Source organism: Paenibacillus sp. 1-18 (genome assembly GCF_000520755.1).
In the GTDB taxonomy this organism is placed as follows: Bacteria; Bacillota; Bacilli; order Paenibacillales; family Paenibacillaceae; genus Paenibacillus; species Paenibacillus brasilensis.
Genome location: NZ_ASSB01000357.1, coordinates 1 through 21060 on the forward strand (window position 1 = coordinate 1; position 21060 = coordinate 21060).

General features: G+C 48.4%; 19 protein-coding genes, 1 pseudogene and 1 riboswitch. All 20 genes and pseudogenes read left to right on the top strand.

Annotated features, from left to right (window positions below; all coding sequences use genetic code 11):
• Positions 1 to 796: pseudogene (locus L693_RS28470) on the top strand (glutamate synthase subunit alpha); the annotation flags it as partial.
• A gap of 325 nt (positions 797 to 1121) precedes the next feature.
• Entirely contained in the window at positions 1122 to 2759 is a 1638-nt protein-coding gene (locus L693_RS0123800) for a sensor histidine kinase (RefSeq protein ID WP_025720571.1), read from the top strand.
• A gap of 116 nt (positions 2760 to 2875) precedes the next feature.
• On the top strand, positions 2876 to 3520 hold the full coding sequence (locus tag L693_RS0123805) for a response regulator (RefSeq protein ID WP_025720573.1): 645 nt from the start codon (positions 2876 to 2878) through the stop codon (positions 3518 to 3520).
• Between the two features lie 277 nt (positions 3521 to 3797).
• On the top strand, positions 3798 to 4541 hold the full coding sequence (locus L693_RS0123810; protein WP_025720574.1) for a YveK family protein: 744 nt from the start codon (positions 3798 to 3800) through the stop codon (positions 4539 to 4541).
• Complete coding sequence (locus tag L693_RS0123815; protein WP_025720576.1) at positions 4525 to 5163, top strand: CpsD/CapB family tyrosine-protein kinase; 639 nt, start codon at positions 4525 to 4527, stop codon at positions 5161 to 5163. The genes L693_RS0123810 and L693_RS0123815 overlap by 17 nt, the downstream gene beginning before the upstream one ends.
• A gap of 42 nt (positions 5164 to 5205) precedes the next feature.
• Positions 5206 to 6096, top strand: coding sequence for a UTP--glucose-1-phosphate uridylyltransferase GalU (gene galU, locus L693_RS0123820; RefSeq protein ID WP_025720577.1), 891 nt, complete (start codon positions 5206 to 5208; stop codon positions 6094 to 6096).
• 16 nt (positions 6097 to 6112) lie between these two features.
• Positions 6113 to 6811 (top strand): sugar transferase, encoded by a 699-nt coding sequence (locus L693_RS0123825; RefSeq protein ID WP_025720579.1) that lies wholly within the window; start codon positions 6113 to 6115, stop codon positions 6809 to 6811.
• Positions 6811 to 7746: a glycosyltransferase gene (locus L693_RS0123830; RefSeq protein ID WP_025720581.1), complete on the top strand. Its 936-nt coding sequence runs from the start codon at positions 6811 to 6813 to the stop codon at positions 7744 to 7746. Before L693_RS0123825 ends, L693_RS0123830 begins: the two co-directional genes overlap by 1 nt.
• A gap of 10 nt (positions 7747 to 7756) precedes the next feature.
• Positions 7757 to 9094 (top strand): O-antigen ligase family protein, encoded by a 1338-nt coding sequence (locus L693_RS0123835; RefSeq protein ID WP_025720583.1) that lies wholly within the window; start codon positions 7757 to 7759, stop codon positions 9092 to 9094.
• A gap of 4 nt (positions 9095 to 9098) precedes the next feature.
• Positions 9099 to 9869 carry a WecB/TagA/CpsF family glycosyltransferase gene (locus tag L693_RS0123840; RefSeq protein ID WP_025720584.1) on the top strand — a complete coding sequence of 257 codons (771 nt, stop codon included), beginning with the start codon at positions 9099 to 9101 and terminating at the stop codon, positions 9867 to 9869.
• Between the two features lie 5 nt (positions 9870 to 9874).
• Complete coding sequence (locus L693_RS0123845; protein WP_025720586.1) at positions 9875 to 11317, top strand: O-antigen ligase family protein; 1443 nt, start codon at positions 9875 to 9877, stop codon at positions 11315 to 11317.
• Between the two features lie 5 nt (positions 11318 to 11322).
• Positions 11323 to 12702 (top strand): lipopolysaccharide biosynthesis protein, encoded by a 1380-nt coding sequence (locus L693_RS0123850; protein ID WP_025720588.1) that lies wholly within the window; start codon positions 11323 to 11325, stop codon positions 12700 to 12702.
• Between the two features lie 22 nt (positions 12703 to 12724).
• Positions 12725 to 13564, top strand: a complete 840-nt coding sequence (locus tag L693_RS0123855; protein WP_025720590.1) for a glycosyltransferase family 2 protein — start codon at positions 12725 to 12727, stop codon at positions 13562 to 13564.
• Positions 13551 to 14738, top strand: a complete 1188-nt coding sequence (locus L693_RS0123860) for a glycosyltransferase family 4 protein (protein ID WP_025720592.1) — start codon at positions 13551 to 13553, stop codon at positions 14736 to 14738. The genes L693_RS0123855 and L693_RS0123860 overlap by 14 nt, the downstream gene beginning before the upstream one ends.
• Complete coding sequence (locus tag L693_RS0123865) at positions 14735 to 15883, top strand: glycosyltransferase family 4 protein (RefSeq protein ID WP_025720594.1); 1149 nt, start codon at positions 14735 to 14737, stop codon at positions 15881 to 15883. The genes L693_RS0123860 and L693_RS0123865 overlap by 4 nt, the downstream gene beginning before the upstream one ends.
• A gap of 28 nt (positions 15884 to 15911) precedes the next feature.
• Positions 15912 to 17012 (top strand): glycosyltransferase, encoded by a 1101-nt coding sequence (locus L693_RS0123870; protein WP_025720596.1) that lies wholly within the window; start codon positions 15912 to 15914, stop codon positions 17010 to 17012.
• Between the two features lie 5 nt (positions 17013 to 17017).
• Positions 17018 to 18346, top strand: coding sequence for a UDP-glucose dehydrogenase family protein (locus L693_RS0123875; RefSeq protein WP_025720598.1), 1329 nt, complete (start codon positions 17018 to 17020; stop codon positions 18344 to 18346).
• 246 nt (positions 18347 to 18592) lie between these two features.
• Positions 18593 to 18769 carry a hypothetical protein gene (locus tag L693_RS30220; protein ID WP_155983926.1) on the top strand — a complete coding sequence of 59 codons (177 nt, stop codon included), beginning with the start codon at positions 18593 to 18595 and terminating at the stop codon, positions 18767 to 18769.
• Positions 18770 to 19030: 261 nt separating this feature from the next.
• Positions 19031 to 20407, top strand: coding sequence for a sugar phosphate nucleotidyltransferase (locus tag L693_RS0123885; protein ID WP_025720600.1), 1377 nt, complete (start codon positions 19031 to 19033; stop codon positions 20405 to 20407).
• A gap of 156 nt (positions 20408 to 20563) precedes the next feature.
• A riboswitch (cyclic di-GMP riboswitch) is annotated at positions 20564 to 20644 on the top strand.
• 14 nt (positions 20645 to 20658) lie between these two features.
• Positions 20659 to 21060: glycosyl hydrolase (locus tag L693_RS0123890; RefSeq protein ID WP_025720602.1), on the top strand; the 402-nt coding region annotated here is incomplete at its 3' end.

Genomic DNA, 21060 nt, shown 5'->3' on the forward strand with positions numbered 1-21060 from the left:
AACGAACGTGAATCGGGCGGTAGGTACAATTCTGGGCAGCGAGGTCACCCGTAAGTATGGCGCAGCGGGTCTGCCTGAAGATACCATTCGCTTTAACTTTATTGGATCGGCAGGTCAGAGCTTTGGAGCCTTTATTCCGAAAGGCATTACGCTGAGTGTGGAAGGCGACAGCAATGACTACGTTGGTAAAGGACTATCTGGCGGTAAGGTCATTGTGAGAAAATCTCACAAAGCGACCTTTAAAGCAGAAGAGAATATTATTATTGGAAATACAGCCTTATATGGAGCAACCAGCGGGGAAGCTTACATTAGCGGAATTGCTGGAGAGCGCTTTGCCGTTCGGAATTCCGGGGCACGTATTGTTGTCGAGGGTGTCGGCGATCATGGCTGCGAATATATGACGGGCGGGCGTGTAGTTGTACTGGGGGGAACCGGACGGAATTTTGGAGCCGGGATGTCTGGAGGAATTGCATATGTCTATGATCCTGAGGGAACGTTCCTGAACCGTTGTAATCTGGAAATGGTATTGCTGGAAGGTGTGGAAGACCCTGCGGAAGCAGCGGAGCTGCGTGGCTTGATTCAGCGCCATGTCACTTATACGGGCAGTGAGGCGGGACAACGTATTTTGGATGACTGGAAGACTGCGGTTCAGCAGTTTGTACGGGTTATTCCAAAGGATTACAAGCGTATGCTTGAACAGATTCAAAAAGAAGAAGCAACTGGTTTGAGAGGGGACGAAGCCCTGCTGGCAGCGTTTGAAGCCAATATGCGTGAATTGGCGCGTGCCGGGGGCTAATGAAGACCCACCCAGTTTATTAAAAAAGGACTTGCTGAATACCGCTGTTATAATCACAGTGGTACCAGCAAGCCCCTTTTTTAGTTTGATGAAATAATGTGATTTATACCCTTGACAAACGTCATGAATTCTGACATTACCCCGAAAATGGTTTCCTGAAACGGTAAATATGTTATAAAAAGTACCAAATTTTTTAGAATGTAACCGTTTACGTAAGAGTTTATGTCTTGTTATTTATTTTTGGATTGGTTATGATTTTTTTATAGTGCACAAATCAGACCCAATACGCCCATCGTCCCTTCAAAACACAGAATAGGGTGACAGGATGAAGTTGAAGAAGTCAGCAGAAGACAAAATGATTTTTTTGTACCGTTATGTATCATTATCTTTAACGTCACTTGTTTTTCTGTTCGAACAATCCAGATTAATCGTGTGGCAGAAGCTATTACTGATTGTGTTTCTATTCTTTTCTGTTACATTATTTACGTGGATCTACCGCAAGTTCAGGCTTCATAATATGGTCTTGAAGTGCTGCATTGCGTTAGAAACCGCAGGGATCATTTTATTGCTGTTCCCGACGGGAGGGATGGATAGTCCATTCAAATGGTATGTTATAACCCCTATGTTGGTGGCTTGTGCCCACCTTTCTATGAGGTATAGTTGGACCCTCCTCCTTTCTTATATCGGCTTGGTGCTCACATTTTGTTATATCTTTTTTACACCAGGTCAATATTTTTTATGGGATCTTGCACTGCAAAACATCAATTTGTTTTTAGTACTGATTGTGACTATGATGGCTATGCAGGTTGTCGGTGTCATGAAAGACGAACTGAAGGTGGCAAAGGAACAAGCCAATGAGACGATGGATCATATCAAGTCGATTTACCACATCATGGAGACGACCAGTCACAATGACGCATTGAATCTGGGGCAAGTCATCTCGGACTATACCGTTAAGCTGACGAAGCAGAGCCGTGCATTCTTCTGGTTAGATAGTCAGGAGGAGGATGCGCCGGCAAGCAGCCAGACAGGCTGGACGGTAGAGGAAGAGGAGCAGCTGTTCGAGGTGCTGGGGAATTATCGGGAGGAATTCAGGGAAGAGCGTGAACCATTTTTCAAACACCTGCCGGAATGGGGCGATTTTCTGATGATCACAGTACCGATGACGACCCGTTTTGTAGCGACTATCGGTCTCCAACTGGGGCCGGATCAAAGTCTGACAGGAAGACGCTGGCTTGTACAACAACTGATTTTCCTGGCCGAGCTGAGTGCTGTGTTTCTGGAGCGCTACGAGCTGGAGCGTATTGAAAACCAGCTGATTGTGACGAATGAGCAAAACCGGATTGCGAATGAAATGCATGATAATGTGTCACAAAGTTTGTTTGGCATTGTGTACGCAACGCATTCTCTCCGGCAAACCTGGTGTCATCAGCCTAAGGAACAGGTGGAGGAGCAAATCGAGCTAATTCAGCAATCTGCCAACCAAGCGGTCAGGGAGCTGAAGGGGGCAATTCATAGCCTAAGCTCAAAGAAAAGCGGAGGCTCAACTTGGTTAGGGACGGTGAAAAGCCATCTGCATACGCTCTCCAAGCTGAACCATGTACAAATCGACTTTGATATTCATGGGGATCATTATTCTCTTCCGTACTTGTACCAAAAGGCTTTGTTCCGCATCATTTCCGAGGCGGCGGGGAACGCAATCCGGCATGGATTGGCCAAACGAATTGATGTGAAGTTAAAATTGACGCCCCAAGTGATTAGACTGTCTATCCATGACGACGGAGTAGGGTTTGAGACGGCGAGAATGGTAGCAGGAGGTGAGGTGGTCAGTGCAGGCGGGGGCCTGGGCATGATGAATATGGAATATTTAGCTCAATCGATGGGAGGCGAATTTGATATTTCTAGTCGAATCGGAGAGGGAACACAAATCCGATTGTCCATTCCGGTAAATGCTTATGAATAGGGATTTTGCAAAATCCTTGAATAAGATGTGTGAACATTCTGCAATACACAATCTGCGGTAACAATCGGATACATAGGGATTATGCAAATCCTGAACTGTAGACAGGAGGCCGAATCATGAAAATTGTCATTGTCGATGATCATCCTTTAGTACGGAAAGGACTTGCTGCTGTTATATCCATGCAGCCCAATGTTCAGTTTGCGGGAGAGGCCCAGAATCAGCAGGAAGCGCTTGTAGTGATCGAGGAAACGGACCCGGATCTAGTGCTGCTGGATTTAAAGCTAGCGGACGAATCAGGTCTGGATATTATCAAGGTCGCGCGTGGGCGCGGGTTCAAAAGCAAATTTATTTTGCTGACCTCTTCTGCAACACGTGAAGATTTTCTGAAAGCGGAGGAAGCTTCCGTGGACGGTTATGTGCTTAAGGAGGCTTTGCCTGAGGAACTAATTTACGCGATTCACCTTGTCAACAAAGGACGCAAATATTATGATCCAACTATTCTCGAAAACAAGCTGCGCGAGGATGCGGGCAATCTAACGGACGATCTGACACCGAAGGAAAAGGAAGTGTTGGTCGAGCTGGGGCAGGGCGCCTGCAATCGCGAAATTGCATCCCGGTTATTTATCAGTGAGTTTACTGTCAAAAAGCATGTTAGTCAGATTCTGGCCAAGCTGCGGCTGGCGGATCGTACGCAGGCAGCGTTGTATGCCAATGCAATTGGTCTGGCGAAGTACGAGCCAACCAATATGATAATGCGCTGACATCATAAGCTGCGATGCACTTCCATGTGCGAGCAGCAGAAAAAAAGCCTCAAAATCACCAATTCGGGTGGTTTTGGGGCTTTTTTTCGATTTCTTTTTTCGCAATCGACAAAGCATGGTACAAAAGTATACCATGCCGTAGCCAAAAGTATACAATCCCCTTCCCCTGTAGTGAGGGAGAAAGTGCCGTTCAGTTCCATGTCGTCCACAAAGCAAATTGTTACAATAAAGTCATACTTAAAATAAGAAGAGAAATTGTATAGGAGGGAGGATTTTTGTGGAGAAAACCATTTTGGATTACCTGGTCCTGATCAAAAAAAAATTGTGGCTGATTGCGATTTTTGTCATCCTCTCATGTGTAACGACTTATATTGTGAGCGACAATGTCGTGAAACCAGTCTACTCTGCTTCAAGCCAGTTGCTGGTTAATCATATCTCCGGCAAGCAAGGAAGCAACAATCTGAATGACGTCAACACAAGTCTTAATTTGGTGGAAAGCTACAAGCAAATTCTCACTTCACCTAAAATTATGGAGGCTGTCGTAGCGACTCATCCTGAGTTCGGTTTGACGCAGGAAAAGCTGGCAGAGAAGCTCCAGATTAAATCCTCGGATAAAAGTCAGGTTATCGGCTTGACATTTGAGGCCGGAAGCTATCCAGAGGCCGCAGCTATTGTCAACGCGGTAGCCCAGAAATTCGTGCAGACGGTTCCGGGATTGATGGGATTGAATAATGTGAAAATTTTGAATGAAGCGGACCCGCAGGCCAATCCTGCCCCGACTAATGGAAGTCCGCTCATGAATATTGCGATTAGCTTTCTCGTATCGCTGATGATTGCACTGGGCACGATTGTGTTCCTTGAGAGCATTAACGGCACGCTGCGGTCGGAAAAAGAGGCAGATGCAGACATCGGTCTTCCGGTGATTGGATCTATACCGGTCATCCGCAAGAAGGACACCGACGGGGCCACCGGAAATTTTAAAGAACGGGTAGGGGAGCGTAAATATGCTGCGATTGAATGACATGTTGATTACAGAAAGCAATCCTTCATCGTATATCTCTGAATCATTTCGTTCCCTCCGTACATACATCCGGCAGCAGGTAATGGGGCACAAGGACCGCGGAACGGTTCTACTGCTGACCTCGCCGGAAAGCGGAGCGGGCAAAACAACGCTGCTCGCCAACATCGGAGTCACTTTTGCACAAGAAGGCAAGAAAGTGGCTTTGGTGGATTGCAATCTGCACAAACCGGCACTGCACGAGATATTCGGAATGGAGAATACAGGAGGTTTGTCGGCTTATTTGCGCGGCGGCGCTTCTTCCAAAGCGATCGTTAGACATGGCGGACTGGAGTTGTCTATTGTTCCCGGTGGAGACACCCTGTATAACGCAGCAGATTTGCTGGGGAGCGAACGCATGACAGATCTGCTGGAAGAGCTTAAACGTGAATATGACATGATCCTGCTCGATTCGGCTCCAGCGTTGAACTACACGGATGCGCGCCTGATTGCAGGCATGACGGATGGTGTGATTCTCGTTGCCAAACACGGCCGGACCAAACGTGATGATCTACGCAAAACAAAGCAACTCATGGAGCAGGCCAGTGCGACACTGGTTGGAATTGTGATGAATCAGGTGAAGTAAGCAACACCAAAATTCGATGCAGCAAGGAGAATGAGTGCGATGATGAAGAGAGTGAAAAAAGCCATTATTCCAGCAGCAGGGTTAGGTACACGCTTCCTCCCTGCCACAAAAGCAATGCCGAAGGAAATGCTTCCAATCATCAATAAGCCCACGATTCAATATATCGTTGAAGAAGCGATTGCTTCTGGTATTGAGGACATTATCATCGTTACGGGTAAAGGCAAACGTGCCATTGAGGATCATTTTGACAACGCATTTGAGCTGGAATCGAAGCTTTTGGAGGACGGCAAGCTGAAGCTTCTGGAGGAAGTACAGCGCTCTTCGGGAGTGGAAATTCACTACATTCGCCAGAAGGAGCCCAAAGGTCTTGGACATGCGGTATGGTGCGCTAGACGTTTTATCGGGGACGAGCCGTTCGGTGTATTGCTGGGCGATGATATCGTAACAGGTCAGAAGCCTTGCCTGCGCCAGTTGATGGACCAGTATGAGGAAACCCAAAATTCCGTGATCGGTGTACAGCGGGTTCCGCAGGAATTCACGAACCGCTATGGCATCATTGAGCCGGATCAGCAGGACGGACGATTGTATCGAGTGAACAATTTTATAGAAAAACCGGCTCCAGGCACAGCACCATCCGACTTGGCTATTATGGGTCGCTATGTGTTCTCGCCGAAAATTTTCAAATATCTCGATCTTCAGGAAAAAGGAGCTGGCGGCGAAATTCAGTTGACGGATGCAATCCAAAAGCTGAATCAGAGCGAGCGCGTGTACGCCTATGACTTTGAAGGCACGCGTTATGACGTAGGTGAGCGTCTCGGATATATTCTGACCACACTTGAATTTGCACTCGCCAGCGATGATCTGAAGTATCCGGTTATGGAGGCCATGAATGAATGGTTAAAAAAGACCGAGAAAGCAACTACAGCAGGTTGAGAGGAGGTACGTCAGCATGAGCATGGAAAATTTACCGGAGGACGGCGAGGCTGTCATGTCAGGTAAAGCGTTTTACATGCCATACGGAAATACCCAAATTCAGGATAAAACGTCTTACCTGGTCACAAAGCGTCTCCTTGATATGCTGCTGTCCTTTGTGGGCTTGATCATCCTGCTTCCGCTTTTTGTGGTGGTGGGCGTGCTGATTAAGCTCGAAGATCCAAAGGGAAGCGTGTTTTTCAAGCAAATTCGGGTGGGCAAGAATGAGAAGCTGTTCAACATGTATAAATTCCGTTCCATGGTGTCCAATGCCGAGGAACTGAAAAAGGACTTAATGGAGCTGAATGAAGTGAGCGGCGCCATGTTCAAAATTAAAAATGACCCTCGGATTACGAAGATTGGCAGCTTTTTGCGCAAGACGAGTATTGATGAGATTCCGCAGCTGTGGAATGTATTGGTCGGGGACATGACGTTGGTGGGTCCTCGTCCTCCGCTGCCCAGCGAGGTCGAACAATACTCTGATTACGACAAACAACGCCTGATTGTAACACCGGGATGTACCGGATACTGGCAGGTAAGCGCACGTAACAGCGTAGGCTTCGAAGAAATGGTGCAAATGGATTTGAAGTATATTCATGCTCGCAATACGTGGCTCGACCTTAAAATCATCATGAAAACAGGCGTTAAAATGCTGTTCTCCAAGGATGCTTACTGATGGATTCATTCAAGCGATGTCCCGCAGTATCCGTCGTTATTTGCACCTATAACCGGGCGGACCTGCTGGAAAAAACGTTAATGTCCCTGTTGGAGCTGGAGGACCTTGCACTGGCCGAGATCATTGTGGTCGATAACCGATCCACCGATCATACAGCGGCAACGATCAAAAAATTTAGTGTTGCACATGGTCAGGATATTCACCTCCGATATCATTATGAGCGCGAACAAGGATTGTCTGCTGCTCGTAATGCGGGCATTACGTTATCAAGAGCAGAAGTCATTGCTTTTCTGGATGATGATGCGATCCCGTGTGCTACATGGCTGCAAACAATTATGTCGGCCTTCGGGAACAATCCCGAGCTGACGGCTATGGGTGGGAAAATTGAGCCTATGTTTGAGACGGAACGACCGGGTTGGCTAACAGGTCCGCTTGAGCTTCCCTATACGATTATTGATCTGGGGAAAGCGGTCCGCGAATATCCGGTGGGACTGAATCCGTTTGGAGCCAATATGGCCATGCGTAAAACGGCCTTTGCTGCGGTCATGTTCCCGCTTCACTTGGGCAGAAAGGGAGATATCCTTCTGTCTGGTGAAGAATCGTGGGTATTTGAGCAAATTCGTAAAAATGGTGGGACGATCATGTACCATCCTCACATGGCTGTGAAGCATTTTGTTCCGGCTACACGGTTAACGAAGGAATGGATCATGAATCGCTATTACTGTCAGGGCATATCTAACGCTGCTCAGGCTGTGGGATTGCTCGGCAACGTAATGCTGATGGCAAAGACGGCAGCCAAAGTGTTATACATCACGGTGGATTCTCTGCTGGCACGTACTGAGGGCAGGAAGCTGTTGAACCGGTGCAGATTTGAAAGTATTCGTGGGACGCTGGATACATTGCGCAACCGGAAAAGCGAGTCAGCTGCGGGGTGAAAGATTGAACATGAGTAATTATCCTTGGACTTCCAGAATAAACACCATACAGCATGTTTTTATTTTTCTGCTGGGCGCTCTAGCTGTAGGAGTTGCGGCTACTTATCAGCCGGTAGTCAGTATTGCTGCGGTATGCTTGCTGCTTCTACTGGTCGTTTCGATCCACCACCCGGAGCGCATCAGCTATGCGGTTTTGCTAAGTACAGCGGTATCGGTAGATTCCCTGTATCAGGGTGGCGTGTTCGGCATCGAGATTTTGTCATTGTATAAATTGGGCATTTTGGTTCTGCTGGTGCCTTGCATGCTCGTGTATGGCATTCGTCTCAAGTTCAGCTATCCGGTCTGGGCATTGGTGATTATGCTGGGGATTACATTTGGATTTTCAGCATGGCTGCCTTTACTGACGAACTCGATTGTAGTGAAGGCGTTCGTCGGATTATCGCTCCCCTTTATTTTTCTATTAATTCAATGGAAAAAGGATGTAGCGGATAAACATATCCGGCTGATCAGTCTATTGCCGATCATCAGTGTAATCATTGGGCTGGGCTTGCAGGCCGTAGGGCTGCATTCGTTTACCGATGTAGAATTTACGGGTGCGGTGAGAATACAAGGAGCGAACATACCGCCACATCTGGCGATGCTCTCCTTTCTCGGAATTGCCGTCTCTCTGATTGAAGTCAAGCTCAAACCGAAGCAGGCTGCTTTTTATTACACTGTACTGGCGTTGAATTTCCTGATCTTGATCGCCACCGGTACTCGTGGACCGATTCTGGCATTGCTGCTGATGTTTGCTGTGTATCTGTTTGATATTACCCGTCAGTACCTCAAGGGCAGAGTCAATTATTTGCTACCGCTGGCCGGATCGTTTTTGGTTGCTCTGGGGGCGGTGGCCCTGCAATGGAACAATTTAAAAAAACGCTCCTTCGAGCGGGAGACCGATACAGGCATTGACCTGTCGGGGCGCTCGGAGGCATGGGAATATTTTTTGAACAAAGTACATGATTACCCGTGGTCAGGCAGAGGACTTGGTGCCGTGACGGTCGCGAACGACGGGACACTATTCAATGGCTTTGTTGTACCGCATAACGAGTATATACGATTTTATTTTGACACGGGATATATCGGCTGCGGGCTATTAATGCTTTCATTGCTGGTCGTGTTCGTTCTCATTTACCGGTCGCTTGTCAAATCAATCAAACCTTATTTTGCAAGCTTAATTGCGGGCTTTCTGATCTATTCATTTTCAGATAACACGTTGTCGACAGTTCAGATGATTATTCCGTTTTGCTGGTATTTGAACGCGTTATACCAGACATCTACTCAAACCGATTTTCGCAAAGAGAAGTGATACGATGAGCAGAGTGAACATGTTCGATGTCAACTTTGATAATTATGATTTTAACGATCTACTCGAATTTATAGATACTTCGATTGTACATCAGCGTCATTCCTACATTTTGACTTGTAATGTCGATCATGTAATCAAGCTTCGCAAGGACGATGAATTCCGCAAGGTATATTCGGACGCAGGAGCTGTAGTGGCCGATGGAATGCCTATCATATGGGCGTCCAAGCTGCTGAAAAAGCCCCTTAAGCAAAAGGTGTCGGGATCGGATTTGTTCACCCGGCTGGGAGAGGCATTTGAGGATCGCGGCTATCGACTGTTTTTCCTTGGGGCAGCTGATGGTATACCGGAGAAGGCCATGCGCAATCTCCAGGAATCGTATCCGAATATGAATGTGGTGGGCTGCTATTCTCCTTCCTATGGCTTTGAGAAAAATGAGGAAGAGAACAAGCACATTATCCGTTTACTTCAAGAGGCCCGCCCGGATATCGTTTTTGTCGGCGTAGGTGCGCCTAAACAGGAAAAATGGATTTACAGATATTACGAGACTTACCGCGCTCCGATTTCGATTGGGGTGGGGGCAACCTTTGATTTTTTGTCTGGAAATGTGAAGAGGGCACCGAAGCTGATGCAGAAGACGGGATTTGAATGGTTTTGGCGGTTGTCTCAGGAGCCTAGACGTTTGTGGAAAAGATATTTGATTGAGGATTCCCAGTTTCTTATTCTGCTATTTAAGGAAATGTTCAAACAGGAGCGGATGAAGGGAGGTCAAGGGTGAGAAATATGATTCGGTTGGCAGATCAGCAGATTTCCATGTTGTTGGGGAATCGGCGTGGAATCGGCATGATCGGCTCGGGGTTGCTGGCTTGCATGCTGCCACTCGCCATCGGATTTGTCAGCGCCAAGCTGAATCCCACCATGAGCCAGCAGGGAGCCATATTGCTAGCACTCGTTTTTCCAGCCTTCCTGCTGGCGATCTTTCAATCACGGCTGCTGATTCCTTATACATTGCTGGTGTGGGCAGTGGGACCGGAAATCCGTCGCATTGTGGACTGGATGGAAGGGACGTATCATTCGGTCTCCTTGTTGAGCCTGGCACCACTGCTAGTGAGCAGCATGTTGATTATTCCTGTGCTGCGGGGCATTCATGAGGTGGAAAAACCCCTGACCCGGATTGCTGTGTTCTTTGGCATAGAATTGGGCTACGGAAGTGTCGTCGGGTTGTTTAAAAATGGCATTGTTTTTGCTTATGACTTAGCTAACTATATAATTCCTTTGCTCTTGCTTCCTTATCTTGCGATTAAACCCATGAAGGCAAAGGAGCTGGACCGGCTGCTGTATTCATATGCCAATATCGCTGTTCTTGTGGCGATTTACGGCATTATTCAGTATTTGACGGTTCCTCCCTGGGATGCCTTCTGGATGAATCATGTTGAAATGAATTCCATTGGCATACCAGAGCCGCTTCAAATTAGAGTTTTCTCTTCCATGAACTCGCCCGGTCCCTGCGCTATTTTTCTGGCGATGGCCCTTGTGCCGATGCTGATGGAAAAACGGTGGCGCGGCACATTGGGATGGATTGGCATTCTGCTGACGGTTGTGTGTCTCCTGGTCACGCTGGTACGCTCGGCCTGGCTGATTGCATTCGTCATGCTGCTGGCTTACATTCTCAGTTCATCCTCTAAAGGAAAGTGGAAGACCCTGATTCAACTAGCAGTCGTCGGTCTTCTTCTCTACATTATTGTTCCCAAGCTCCCGGGAGCAGAGGGTCTGGTGGCCCGCATGCAGACTTTGACGGATATTCAACAGGATCATTCGTACAATGAGCGCCTGGATCTGCTTAATACGATGCTTCCGGCGATTGTGGGCAATCCGGTCGGACAGGGGATCGGGAGTGTAGGAATTGGAACCAAGCTGGATAACGGCGGCGATCTCGGTGAACTTGGGATTATGGATAATGGCTATATTGCCATTTTCCTCACCTTCGGTATTTTCGGAGCATTCTTTTTCTTCGGTGGCCTGTTCGTTATCATCAAGCGTCTCCTTGTCCGTATTGCCGAGCGAGATTCCACTCAGCCTTACATCAGATTGGCGCTGGCCACGTGGGCCGGAGCTGTAGCCAGTCTGATATCGGATAACGGTTTTCCCGGTATGCGCGGCTATCTGATCTGGATGATGATCGGAATAGGACTGTGGGCGAAAGATGTAATCGCGGAAAGAAGGTAAAGGCTGTGCAAAACTTACAAACAATATCCACACCTGTCCGGACACTGTGGTCTACGGTGATCCGCTTTGCCAAAAGCAAGGATAACAGCTCGGCAGCAGTTAAAACGATGATATTCAGCATGCTGATTCTCGTCGTGAATATGCTGACTGGCGTACTGACGGCCCGATTCTTGGGTCCTACCGGACGCGGGGAACAAACCGCAATGGTGAATTGGTCCCAGTTCCTCGCCTTCTGCATGAGCTTCGGTGTACCGTCTGCCTTGATCTACAATGCGAAAAGAAAGCCGGAGGAAACGGGCAAGCTGTATGGACTCGCCTTGCTGCTGGCTACGATATTCGGCGGCTTGGCCACACTCGTCGGAGTGTTTCTGATTCCTTACTGGCTGCGCTCCTTTTCCTCAACGGTCATACTGTTTGCACAATGCTCCATGATAATGTGTCCGCTCATTGCGATTTCACAAATCAATAATGCACTGCTGCAAGTTCGATCGGAATACAAGCAGTACAATTTGTTTCGTTATCTCGTACCGCTCTGTACGCTGCTGGGTCTGGTGATCCTGATTCTCACAGGTCATATAAGTCCGTACACCTCAGCACTGGCCTATTTACTGCCAGGTTTGCCGATTTATATCGGTGTTACGCTTCGAATGATCCGGCTGTACAAACCAAAGATAAAGAACAGCTGGACACAATTCAAAAATCTCTTTACCTACGGTATGGGATCATACGGAAACGATCTGATGGGGCAGGTTTCTATTTATATTGATCAGATTCTGATTGCAGGCCTGCTCAGACCGGCTGATCTCGGTTTATATGCGGTAGCAGTCAGCCTGGCCCGCATGGTAAATGTATTTTCAACCTCAATTATTGTCGTACTCTTCCCCAAAGCCTCCGGGCTGAATAAGGATGAGGCGGTGGCAATCACGTTTCAGGCATTTCGCGTGACTTCGACATTAACCGTTCTGGCTGCTGGAATGCTGATGCTGATTGCTCCATTTGTATTTACATTGGTATATGGTCCAGAGTTTAAACAAGCACTTACGGTATTCCGGTTTCTGGTGCTTGAGGTTGCTATCAGTGGAGGAACTATGGTACTGGCACAACAATTTATGGCGCTGGGTAAGCCCAAGCTGGTGACCATTTTACAAGGGGTCGGATTGGCGCTCGTTATTCCATTGTTGTCCATACTTGTTCCAAGATACGGCTTGACGGGTGCAGGGATAGCTATGCTGTCCTCGGGGATTCTACGGTTCGTTTTCATTTTATGCAATGTTAAATTCGTTCTGAAAATGAAAATTCCAAGACTGGTTATTTCCAAACAAGATTTTCAATGGCTCCGATCAACGATGTCACACTACATCCGGAAAAAGCCAGTTAACGGTTAGATAAAGAAGGAGGCACCCGCTAATGAACCACATGTCTAGCGTTCCCGCGGACAATCGGATATCCGTAGTTATTATCGCTCAGGATGACGGCATTCGCATATCAGCTGCGATTGAATCCTGCAAGCCCTTTGCGGACGATATCGTCGTCATTGACGGAGGGAGCAAGGACAACACGATTCAGGTAGCAGAATCATTGGGCTGTCGGGTGTTTTCCAACCCGTGGCCGGGCTATGCAAAGCAGCGCATGTTCGGCGTTGATAAGGCGGAATTTGATTGGATTTTTCTGATTGATACGGACGAAGTGGTGGACGCAGAGTTGCTTGGAGATTTACTGAAGGTGAAGGAAGCACTCCATGATCCGGCCAAAGCATATTCCGTGTTTCGGATTGGCGATTTTCTCGGCAAATGGATGAACAAAGGCGAGTACCTGGTTCGTCTGTACAATCGGCGTATTTATGGCATTACGAACAGTCTTGTTCATGAAATGCCGGATGTAGCTTCTTCCCAGATCGTCCATCTGGACGGGGTATTATGGCACTACGGCTTCCGCAGCATCAGCGATCATATGACCCGTTTTAACAAATATACGGACCTGGAAGCGGAGACGGCTTTTAACAAAGGCAAATCCTTTCGGATTACCCGGCTGCTGCTGCGTCCTCCTGCCCGCTTTGTACAGAAGTATTTTGTTCAGGGCTTATATCGCAAGGGGTTGGCAGGTTTTGCCGTAGCGGTCTTCTGGGTAATGTATGAATTTCTCGCCTGCTTCAAGCATTATGAGTTGACCAAGCGGCGGAAAAAGATAGAGATTGTGGATGACGAACAGACTGAGCAGAAAGGAGAAACCAGCTATGTCGTACAATAACGGATTTCGCATTGCGGCAACGGGGCTTAGCTGGCCGTCCCTGCAGCCAGGTGGTCTAAACACGTATTTCAAATCCATCTGTGAGCAGCTGACGGCAGAGCACAATACGCTGGATGCTTTGATCTGTACTGACGAGCAACCGCAGGCCCAAGGCCGTATCCGAATTCATTCGATTGGGAGCAATCGGCAATCCCTTTGGAAGCGTAGAGATCTGATGCAAAAATATGCAGCAGAGCTGTTCGACAAACAGCCTGTGGATGTGCTTTATTCCCATTTTGCCCCCTATGGTGTCGGGCCGGCGTTGGAGGCAAAAAAACGTGGAATTCCCGTAGTTACTACCTTCCACGGCCCGTGGACAGAGGAAATGAAGATCGAAGGGCAGGGCCTTAAGCATCTGCTGAAGACGACATTGGCAAAATCTATTGAGAAGAAGGCCTATGGTTTGGCGGACAAATTTATAGTGCTGAGTGAGACCTTTCGGGATATTTTGCATGAGCACTATAAGGTTCCGCTTAGCAAAATACATATCATTCCCGGTGCGGCGAATGTAGAAAGGTTCCATCCGGCAGAGGATCGGGGAGCGGTGCGGGAACGGCTGAATTTGCCACAAAATGCGACGATTGTGCTGACCGTGCGTCGTCTTGTTAACCGAATGGGCTTGCTACAGCTGCTGGAAGCATGGCGACGGGTAACGGAGCGTCATCCTGATCATCTGCTGCTGATTGGGGGGAAGGGCCCCCTGATGGAGGAATTGGCTTCCAAGGTATCGGAATACAATCTTCATAACCACGTAAGGCTGCTCGGTTATGTATCAGATGAGGAGCTTCCGCTGTATCATCAGGCTTCAAATCTATTCGTGGTGCCGACACAGGCACTGGAGGGCTTCGGCCTGATCACGGTGGAGGCGATGGCTTCAGGGCTGCCGGTAATGGCTACTCCTGTAGGCGGCAACAAGGAAATTTTAAGAGGATTCCATCCCGAGCTATTGTTCCAGGGAACAGACAGCGAGGCCATTACTCAGGGACTACTGCGTGCGCTGGATCATCCTGAGCTTCTTCCGAATGCAAGGGAGTGCCGGGACCATGTGCTGAGCAAATATACGTGGGGACATGTAGCGGAGCAGGTGGAAGATGTGTTCCGGCAGGTCCTTGACAGAAGGGCGGCAGCGAAATGATGAGAGTGGCTTATATTGACCATACAGCAAGATGGAGCGGCGGTGAGGTCGCGCTGTATAACATACTGACGAACATCGGGGAACATATCGACCCGCTTGTCATTTTGGCGGAGGAGGGCGATTTGGCAGATCGGCTTCGGCAGCGTGATATTGACGTACGTATTGTTCCGCTGGACGATTCGATTCGTAATCGGGGACGGAACGCCGTGAATCTGGGTGCGCCTGCGGCAGCCTATCGACTGCTGGTTTACGGCAGAAAGCTTGCGCCCTTGCTCCGCGAGGAAAAGGTCGTGTGTGTTCACACAAACTCGCTCAAGTCTGCGTTGTATGGTGCAGTGGCTGCCAAGTCGGCAAAGCTGCCGTTGATTTGGCACATCCGTGACCATATTGGTCCGCCTTACCTGAAGCCGATCGTAGCCAAAGGCATTCGGCTGATGTCGCGTTTTTTGCCTAATGGAGTCATTGCCAATTCAAAATCCACGCTAAGTGCGTTGGAATTGCCCCCGGACAAAAAGACGCTCGTCGTCTACTCCGCTTTTGCCAAAGCCATCACAGCTCGTGATACATCTGCAAGCTCACGGAGCGATGACTCGTTTAACGTCGTACTGGTCGGCAGACTGGCGGAATGGAAGGGGCAGCATATTTTACTGGAAGCAGCCCGCTCCTTTTTACCGGATAAGCGGGTGAAATTCTGGCTGGCCGGAGATGCATTGTTCGGTGAAGAGGAATATAAAAGCCGCTTGGAATCCACGATGCGTGAATACGGGCTGGATAATGTCAATCTGCTGGGACACGTCGACGACATTCAAGGCTTGATGCAACGCTGTGATTTGCTGATTCATACCTCTATTACGCCGGAGCCGTTCGGTCAGGTCATCATTGAGGGCATGGCGGCAGGACTGCCGGTGATTGCCTCAAATGAGGGTGGACCCAAGGAAACCGTAGTGCCGGGCGAAACCGGACTGCTCATTGAACCGGGCGACCCAGCCAAGCTGGAGACCGCCATCCGCTGGATGCTGGAGCATCCACAGGAGCGTCAGCAAATGGGTGAGAAAGGGATGGAACGGGTCAAGCAGCATTTTGTCATCGAGAACACGGTGAAGGATATAGTTCATTACTATAAGGGTTTGTTGGCAGGAGTCTGACCGACATTCGCGTTAAAGGATGATTCAGATGAAAATAGCGATAGCACACGATTACTTAATCCAAATGGGCGGGGCAGAAAGGGTGGTAGAGGTATTCCACGATATGTATCCGGAGGCTCCGATCTTCACAACGGTGTTCAGCGACGACCGCCTGTCGAGCAACTTGAAGGATGCAGATATTAGAGCCACCTGGCTGCAGAACATCCCGGGAGTGAAGGCCAATTTCAAAGGAGTGCTGCCGCTGTATCCCATCGCTATCCGTGATTTTGATTTTAGGGATTTCGACATCGTTTTAAGCTCCAGCAGCGCATTTATGAAAAGCATCCAGGTACCTAAACATACGTTTCACATTTGTTACTGTCACACACCGATGCGGTTTGCCTGGGATTACGATACATATATGGCCCGGCAGTCCAAATCCAACCTACTCAAAAGCATGCTAAAGCTGTACATGAATCGGTTGAAAACATGGGATGCCAAAACTTCTCGCAACGTAGACCAGTTTGTCGCCAACTCTTCGGTCGTCAAACGGAGAATTCTGCACTATTACCAACGGGAGGCGGATGTCATATTCCCTCCTGTTAATACATCCCGTTTCAAACGTGCTACAAGCATCGGTGACTATTACCTGATCGTATCCCGCTTAGTCTCTTACAAGCGCGTTGACCTGGCGATTGAGGCATTCAAGCGCAATGGACTCAAGCTGCGGATTGTCGGTGAAGGACCGGATCGTAAAAGACTGGAAGGCATAGCCTCCCCGAACATTGAGTTTCTTGGCAGACTTGGAGACGAAGAGGTCAACAAGCTGATGGCAGAATGCCGGGCGCTCGTTTTTCCGGGTGAAGAGGACTTCGGTATTACGCCATTGGAGGCGAATGCAGCCGGACGGCCTGTTATCGCTTTTCAGGGCGGAGGCGCGCTGGATACCATTGTCCCTAATGTGAACGGTGTGTTTTTCCGCAAACATCAGGTGGACGATGTGCTGGAGGCAGTCGCTAGGGTCGAGCAGCATGCATGGAATGTGGATGACATCATCTCCCATGCCCGTAAATTTGATGAAAATACGTTCAAGGATCAATTGAAAAAGTATGTAGAGCAAGCCTATGTGAACTTTCTAAAAGGAGGATGAATGGAATGAAGCTGGCTGTAATCGGTACTGGATACGTTGGGCTCGTCTCGGGCGTGTGTTTTGCACATAAAGGTAATGAGGTGATTTGTGTCGATCTGGAGCAATATAAAATCGACATGCTGAACCGGGCAGAATCTCCGATTTATGAACCTGGCATTGAGGAATTGATCTCGCTGAATCTGGAAGCTGGTCGTTTGGAGTTCACTTCGGATTTGGCCGATGCGGTACGTCGGTCGGATATCGTCATTTTGGCGGTAGGTACGCCTTCTCTGGCTAACGGTGAGGCAAATCTGTCTTACATTGAGCAGGCTGCTGCCGATGTCGGAAAAGCGATGAACGGGTACAAGATTATTATGACCAAGAGTACCGTACCTGTTGGAACGAACGAAAAGATCAAAGGTGTGTTGGCTCAGCATACGAATTTGTCCTTCGACATCGTATCCGCGCCGGAATTTCTGAGAGAGGGCTCTGCCATTAACGATACACTCCACCCGGATCGTGTCATTATAGGTCTGGACAACGAAGGGCTGCGTGAAACGATGGTTACGCTGCACCAGGTGTTTACAGATAAAATCTATGTGACGGATATCCGCAGTGCTGAAATGATCAAATATGCATCCAATGCATTTCTGGCAACCAAAATTTCATTCATTAACGAAATTGCTAATATTTGCGAAAAAGTTGGCGCAGACGTTACCTGCGTGGCTGACGGTATGGGGATGGACAAACGGATTGGCTCCTCTTTCCTGCAAGCAGGTATCGGGTACGGAGGCTCCTGCTTCCCGAAAGATACCAATGCGCTTATCCAAATTGCGGGTAATGTAGATTATGAATTTAAATTGTTAAAATCAGTGGTCGAGGTTAACACTGACCAGCGCTTCATGATCGTATCCAAGCTGCGTGAATCGCTGGGTCAGCTGCATGGCGTGCCGATTGGTATTTGGGGCCTGGCTTTTAAACCGAATACAGACGACATTCGTGAGGCACCTGCTCTGGAAATCGTAGAAACGCTCATTCAGGCAGGCGCTATTGTGAAGCTGTATGATCCGATTGCGATGGATAAGTTCAAGGAGCGTGTGGATCACCCGAATATTGTATGGTGCTCATCCCCGCAGCAAGCCGCCGAAGGAAGCGATGCCGTATGCTTGCTGACGGATTGGGAAGAGTTCAAAAAAGTCGACCTCGTACAACTGGCTTCCCTTTTGCACAAGCCTGTTCTGATTGACGGTCGTAATATATTCACAGAGGATCAGATTCAAAGCTCCGGGCTGGAATACTACTCTGTGGGTCGTCCGCGGATGAGCGGGTGGAACAGAGATAAGGTTGAGGCTTAAAAAGTGACTTTGGCGGTGTTGGAGGCGCTACGCGTGCAGATTGTTCTTCCGATTGCTGTTACCCCCGGATTTTTTTGATTGTATAAAACATTCAAAGGTTAAAATCCGGGGATAAAGGCAAACGCTGACGCTTCTACAGAACAATTCTGCCCGCTCCGCTGTTTTCCGCCATGGAGTCACGATTTTTAATCTCCCACCTTATGGGGTGGGAGCAGGGAGGGCGTAGCGGAAGGAGCGGCTTCAACTGTGCCGCGCCGCTCCTGTGGAGCAAGCCTACCATGCGGATACGCTATGCTGCTCCTGTGGGGCAAAGGCGCCATTGCGGTTGCCGAAGGCAATCTCGGTGAGGGGTTACAAAACCCCGATTACTTTAAGCTTGTAAGCACGGCAGGCAAACGCCGAGCTCGAACATTAACAGGCTGACCGGACTTAATAATGTCCGGTCGTGCCTTTTGCAATAAACGGTATGATCGGCATGATGCATTTTTGAGTAGCGTAGGGATGGATTTGAATCTGGAGAAGCGGAGCGGTCGCCTTTGACGAGGGATTCTTACAACTAGATGTCTTATATAATCCGAAGAATCCCACGGCAACAGCGATCGTAAGATCAAATCCATACCGTAGCGGGTAGTCAACTCATCATCAGAACGATCACCCACACATTATAGAGAGGAAGTGAGAGTTATGAAGCTCGTACTTTTGTCTGGTGGTTCCGGTAAAAGATTATGGCCTTTGTCCAATGATTCCCGTTCCAAACAATTTTTGAAGGTTCTGGAGAGCCCGGAGGGGGTTTCGGAATCTATGGTACAACGGGTATGGAGACAGTTGGGGGACAACCAGTTATCCCATTCCTCGTTTATTGCGACAGGGAGAGCCCAAGTCGAAATGATCCAGAGTCAGGTCGGACAGAATACACGCATCATCGTTGAGCCTGAACGTAGAGATACCTTTCCTGCCATTGCGCTGACAGCGACTTATCTGTATTCCATCGCTGGTGTTTCGCCTGATGAGGTTATTGCTATATTGCCTGTAGATCCTTATGTAGAGGATGCTTTCTTTGCTACAGTTGCCCAGTTGGAGCACACCCTTCAAGAGAGTGAAGGCAAGCTTGCATTAATTGGGGTCGTCCCTTCCTATCCCTCTGAGAAATATGGTTATATTATTCCGAAAAATGATGCCACCCAAGGTAGCACAGGCTACCGCGAAGTGAGCCATTTTCAAGAGAAACCCGACCGTGAGCAGGCGGAGCGTCTAATTGAACGCAATGCTCTATGGAACTGCGGGGTTTTTGCATTCAAATTAAGCTATTTGCTTGATATTTTGGCAGCCAAGGGCTTGCCGCTGAACTATGAAGAAATGCAAAAGCAATACGCATCTCTGGAAAAAATCAGCTTTGACTATGAAGTAGTTGAGAAGGAGAAGGACATTGTGGTTCTTCCGTATGATGGATTCTGGAAGGACTTGGGTACCTGGAATACGCTCACTGAGGAAATGTCCCATCAGCAAGTGGGCAGAGGAGTAGTCACGGAGGATTGCGTCAACACCAGTCTCATTAACGAGCTGGACATTCCTGTGGCCATTATCGGGACCAATGATCTCATTGTTGCCGCCAGCCCGGACGGCATTCTTGTGACCAATAAGGCGGAAAGCCCGCGTATTAAGGAAGTGCTTAAGGCTCATGATCAGCGGCCGATGTACGAGGAGCGTCGTTGGGGGCAGTATCGGGTTGTGGATTATGTTAAGTATGATGAAGGCAACGAGGTGCTGACCAAACGAATCCGCGTGCGAAAAGGTAAAAATATCAGCTACCAGTTGCATTTCAAACGCAGTGAGATTTGGACCATTATTAGTGGTGAAGCGGAAATTATTTTGAATGAAAAGCTGCACAAAGTGAAGGCTGGTGATGTCGTGCGTATTCCTGAAGGAACGAAGCATAGCATCTTGGCCGTGACCGATGTGGATTTGATTGAGGTGCAGACGGGGTCTGAGCTGGTCGAGGAGGATATTGTACGTTTTTGCATGGATTGGAATGAAATTTCCCGTCACCAATTTATTTCATAAATTTTTTTGTGAAAATGAAAAAGAAACAAAACTAACGAACGTTCATAACCCGAAATGTCGAAAATGCGCGAAAAGCTGTAAATTCATGCACTTGACCTATTAAATTTTGGTAAAAAAAAGTCGATACTTAGGGTAAGAAGGAATCCAAACTCCTTCCAACGATAAACGCAGCCCTGTCGAAAGGCAGGTACGCAAAGCTAAAGGGCCTTCCGCAGGGATGGCAGCCTGGCTACCGAAAGGAAGAGCAAAAAGTGAGATTCAATTTTATTCCTCTGTATCGACTGATACGTCATGCACTCCCCGTAGTTATGCTTTTTTCTTTGTTGCCCGTCGGTTTTGGTGAATCTCTGTCTGTGGCGAATGCCGCTGCATTACAACCTGTTAATTCGGACACTTCTACTCAGGCCCGTGAACTATACAGCTATTTAATCAGCATCTCGGGGAAAAAAATAATCACTGGTCAGCATGATTATTTGGAGAGTCCGGATGAATTAAGTAACAAGGTCCAAAAAATCAGTCATTCGTATGTGGGTGTGCACGGCTATGAGATGGGAGCCATCTCCGGCCAATCTGCCGCTACGGAAGCAGCACAACGTAAAAATGTTGTCGATAGCGCGATCCGCTGGAGCAGATCCGGTGGCATTGTGACGATG

Bases quoted from the DNA above. Each gene is read 5' to 3' on its own strand.
- L693_RS0123800 (WP_025720571.1), top strand. From the start codon at position 1,122: ATGAAGTTGAAGAAGTCAGCAGAAGACAAAATGATTTTTTTGTACCGT.
- L693_RS0123805 (WP_025720573.1), top strand. From the start codon at position 2,876: ATGAAAATTGTCATTGTCGATGATCATCCTTTAGTACGGAAAGGACTT.
- L693_RS0123815 (WP_025720576.1), top strand. From the start codon at position 4,525: ATGCTGCGATTGAATGACATGTTGATTACAGAAAGCAATCCTTCATCG.
- galU (WP_025720577.1), top strand. From the start codon at position 5,206: ATGAAGAGAGTGAAAAAAGCCATTATTCCAGCAGCAGGGTTAGGTACA.
- L693_RS0123825 (WP_025720579.1), top strand. From the start codon at position 6,113: ATGAGCATGGAAAATTTACCGGAGGACGGCGAGGCTGTCATGTCAGGT.
- L693_RS0123830 (WP_025720581.1), top strand. From the start codon at position 6,811: ATGGATTCATTCAAGCGATGTCCCGCAGTATCCGTCGTTATTTGCACC.
- L693_RS0123835 (WP_025720583.1), top strand. From the start codon at position 7,757: ATGAGTAATTATCCTTGGACTTCCAGAATAAACACCATACAGCATGTT.
- L693_RS0123840 (WP_025720584.1), top strand. From the start codon at position 9,099: ATGAGCAGAGTGAACATGTTCGATGTCAACTTTGATAATTATGATTTT.
- L693_RS0123845 (WP_025720586.1), top strand. From the start codon at position 9,875: ATGATTCGGTTGGCAGATCAGCAGATTTCCATGTTGTTGGGGAATCGG.
- L693_RS0123855 (WP_025720590.1), top strand. From the start codon at position 12,725: ATGAACCACATGTCTAGCGTTCCCGCGGACAATCGGATATCCGTAGTT.
- L693_RS0123860 (WP_025720592.1), top strand. From the start codon at position 13,551: ATGTCGTACAATAACGGATTTCGCATTGCGGCAACGGGGCTTAGCTGG.
- L693_RS0123865 (WP_025720594.1), top strand. From the start codon at position 14,735: ATGATGAGAGTGGCTTATATTGACCATACAGCAAGATGGAGCGGCGGT.
- L693_RS0123870 (WP_025720596.1), top strand. From the start codon at position 15,912: ATGAAAATAGCGATAGCACACGATTACTTAATCCAAATGGGCGGGGCA.
- L693_RS0123875 (WP_025720598.1), top strand. From the start codon at position 17,018: ATGAAGCTGGCTGTAATCGGTACTGGATACGTTGGGCTCGTCTCGGGC.
- L693_RS0123885 (WP_025720600.1), top strand. From the start codon at position 19,031: ATGAAGCTCGTACTTTTGTCTGGTGGTTCCGGTAAAAGATTATGGCCT.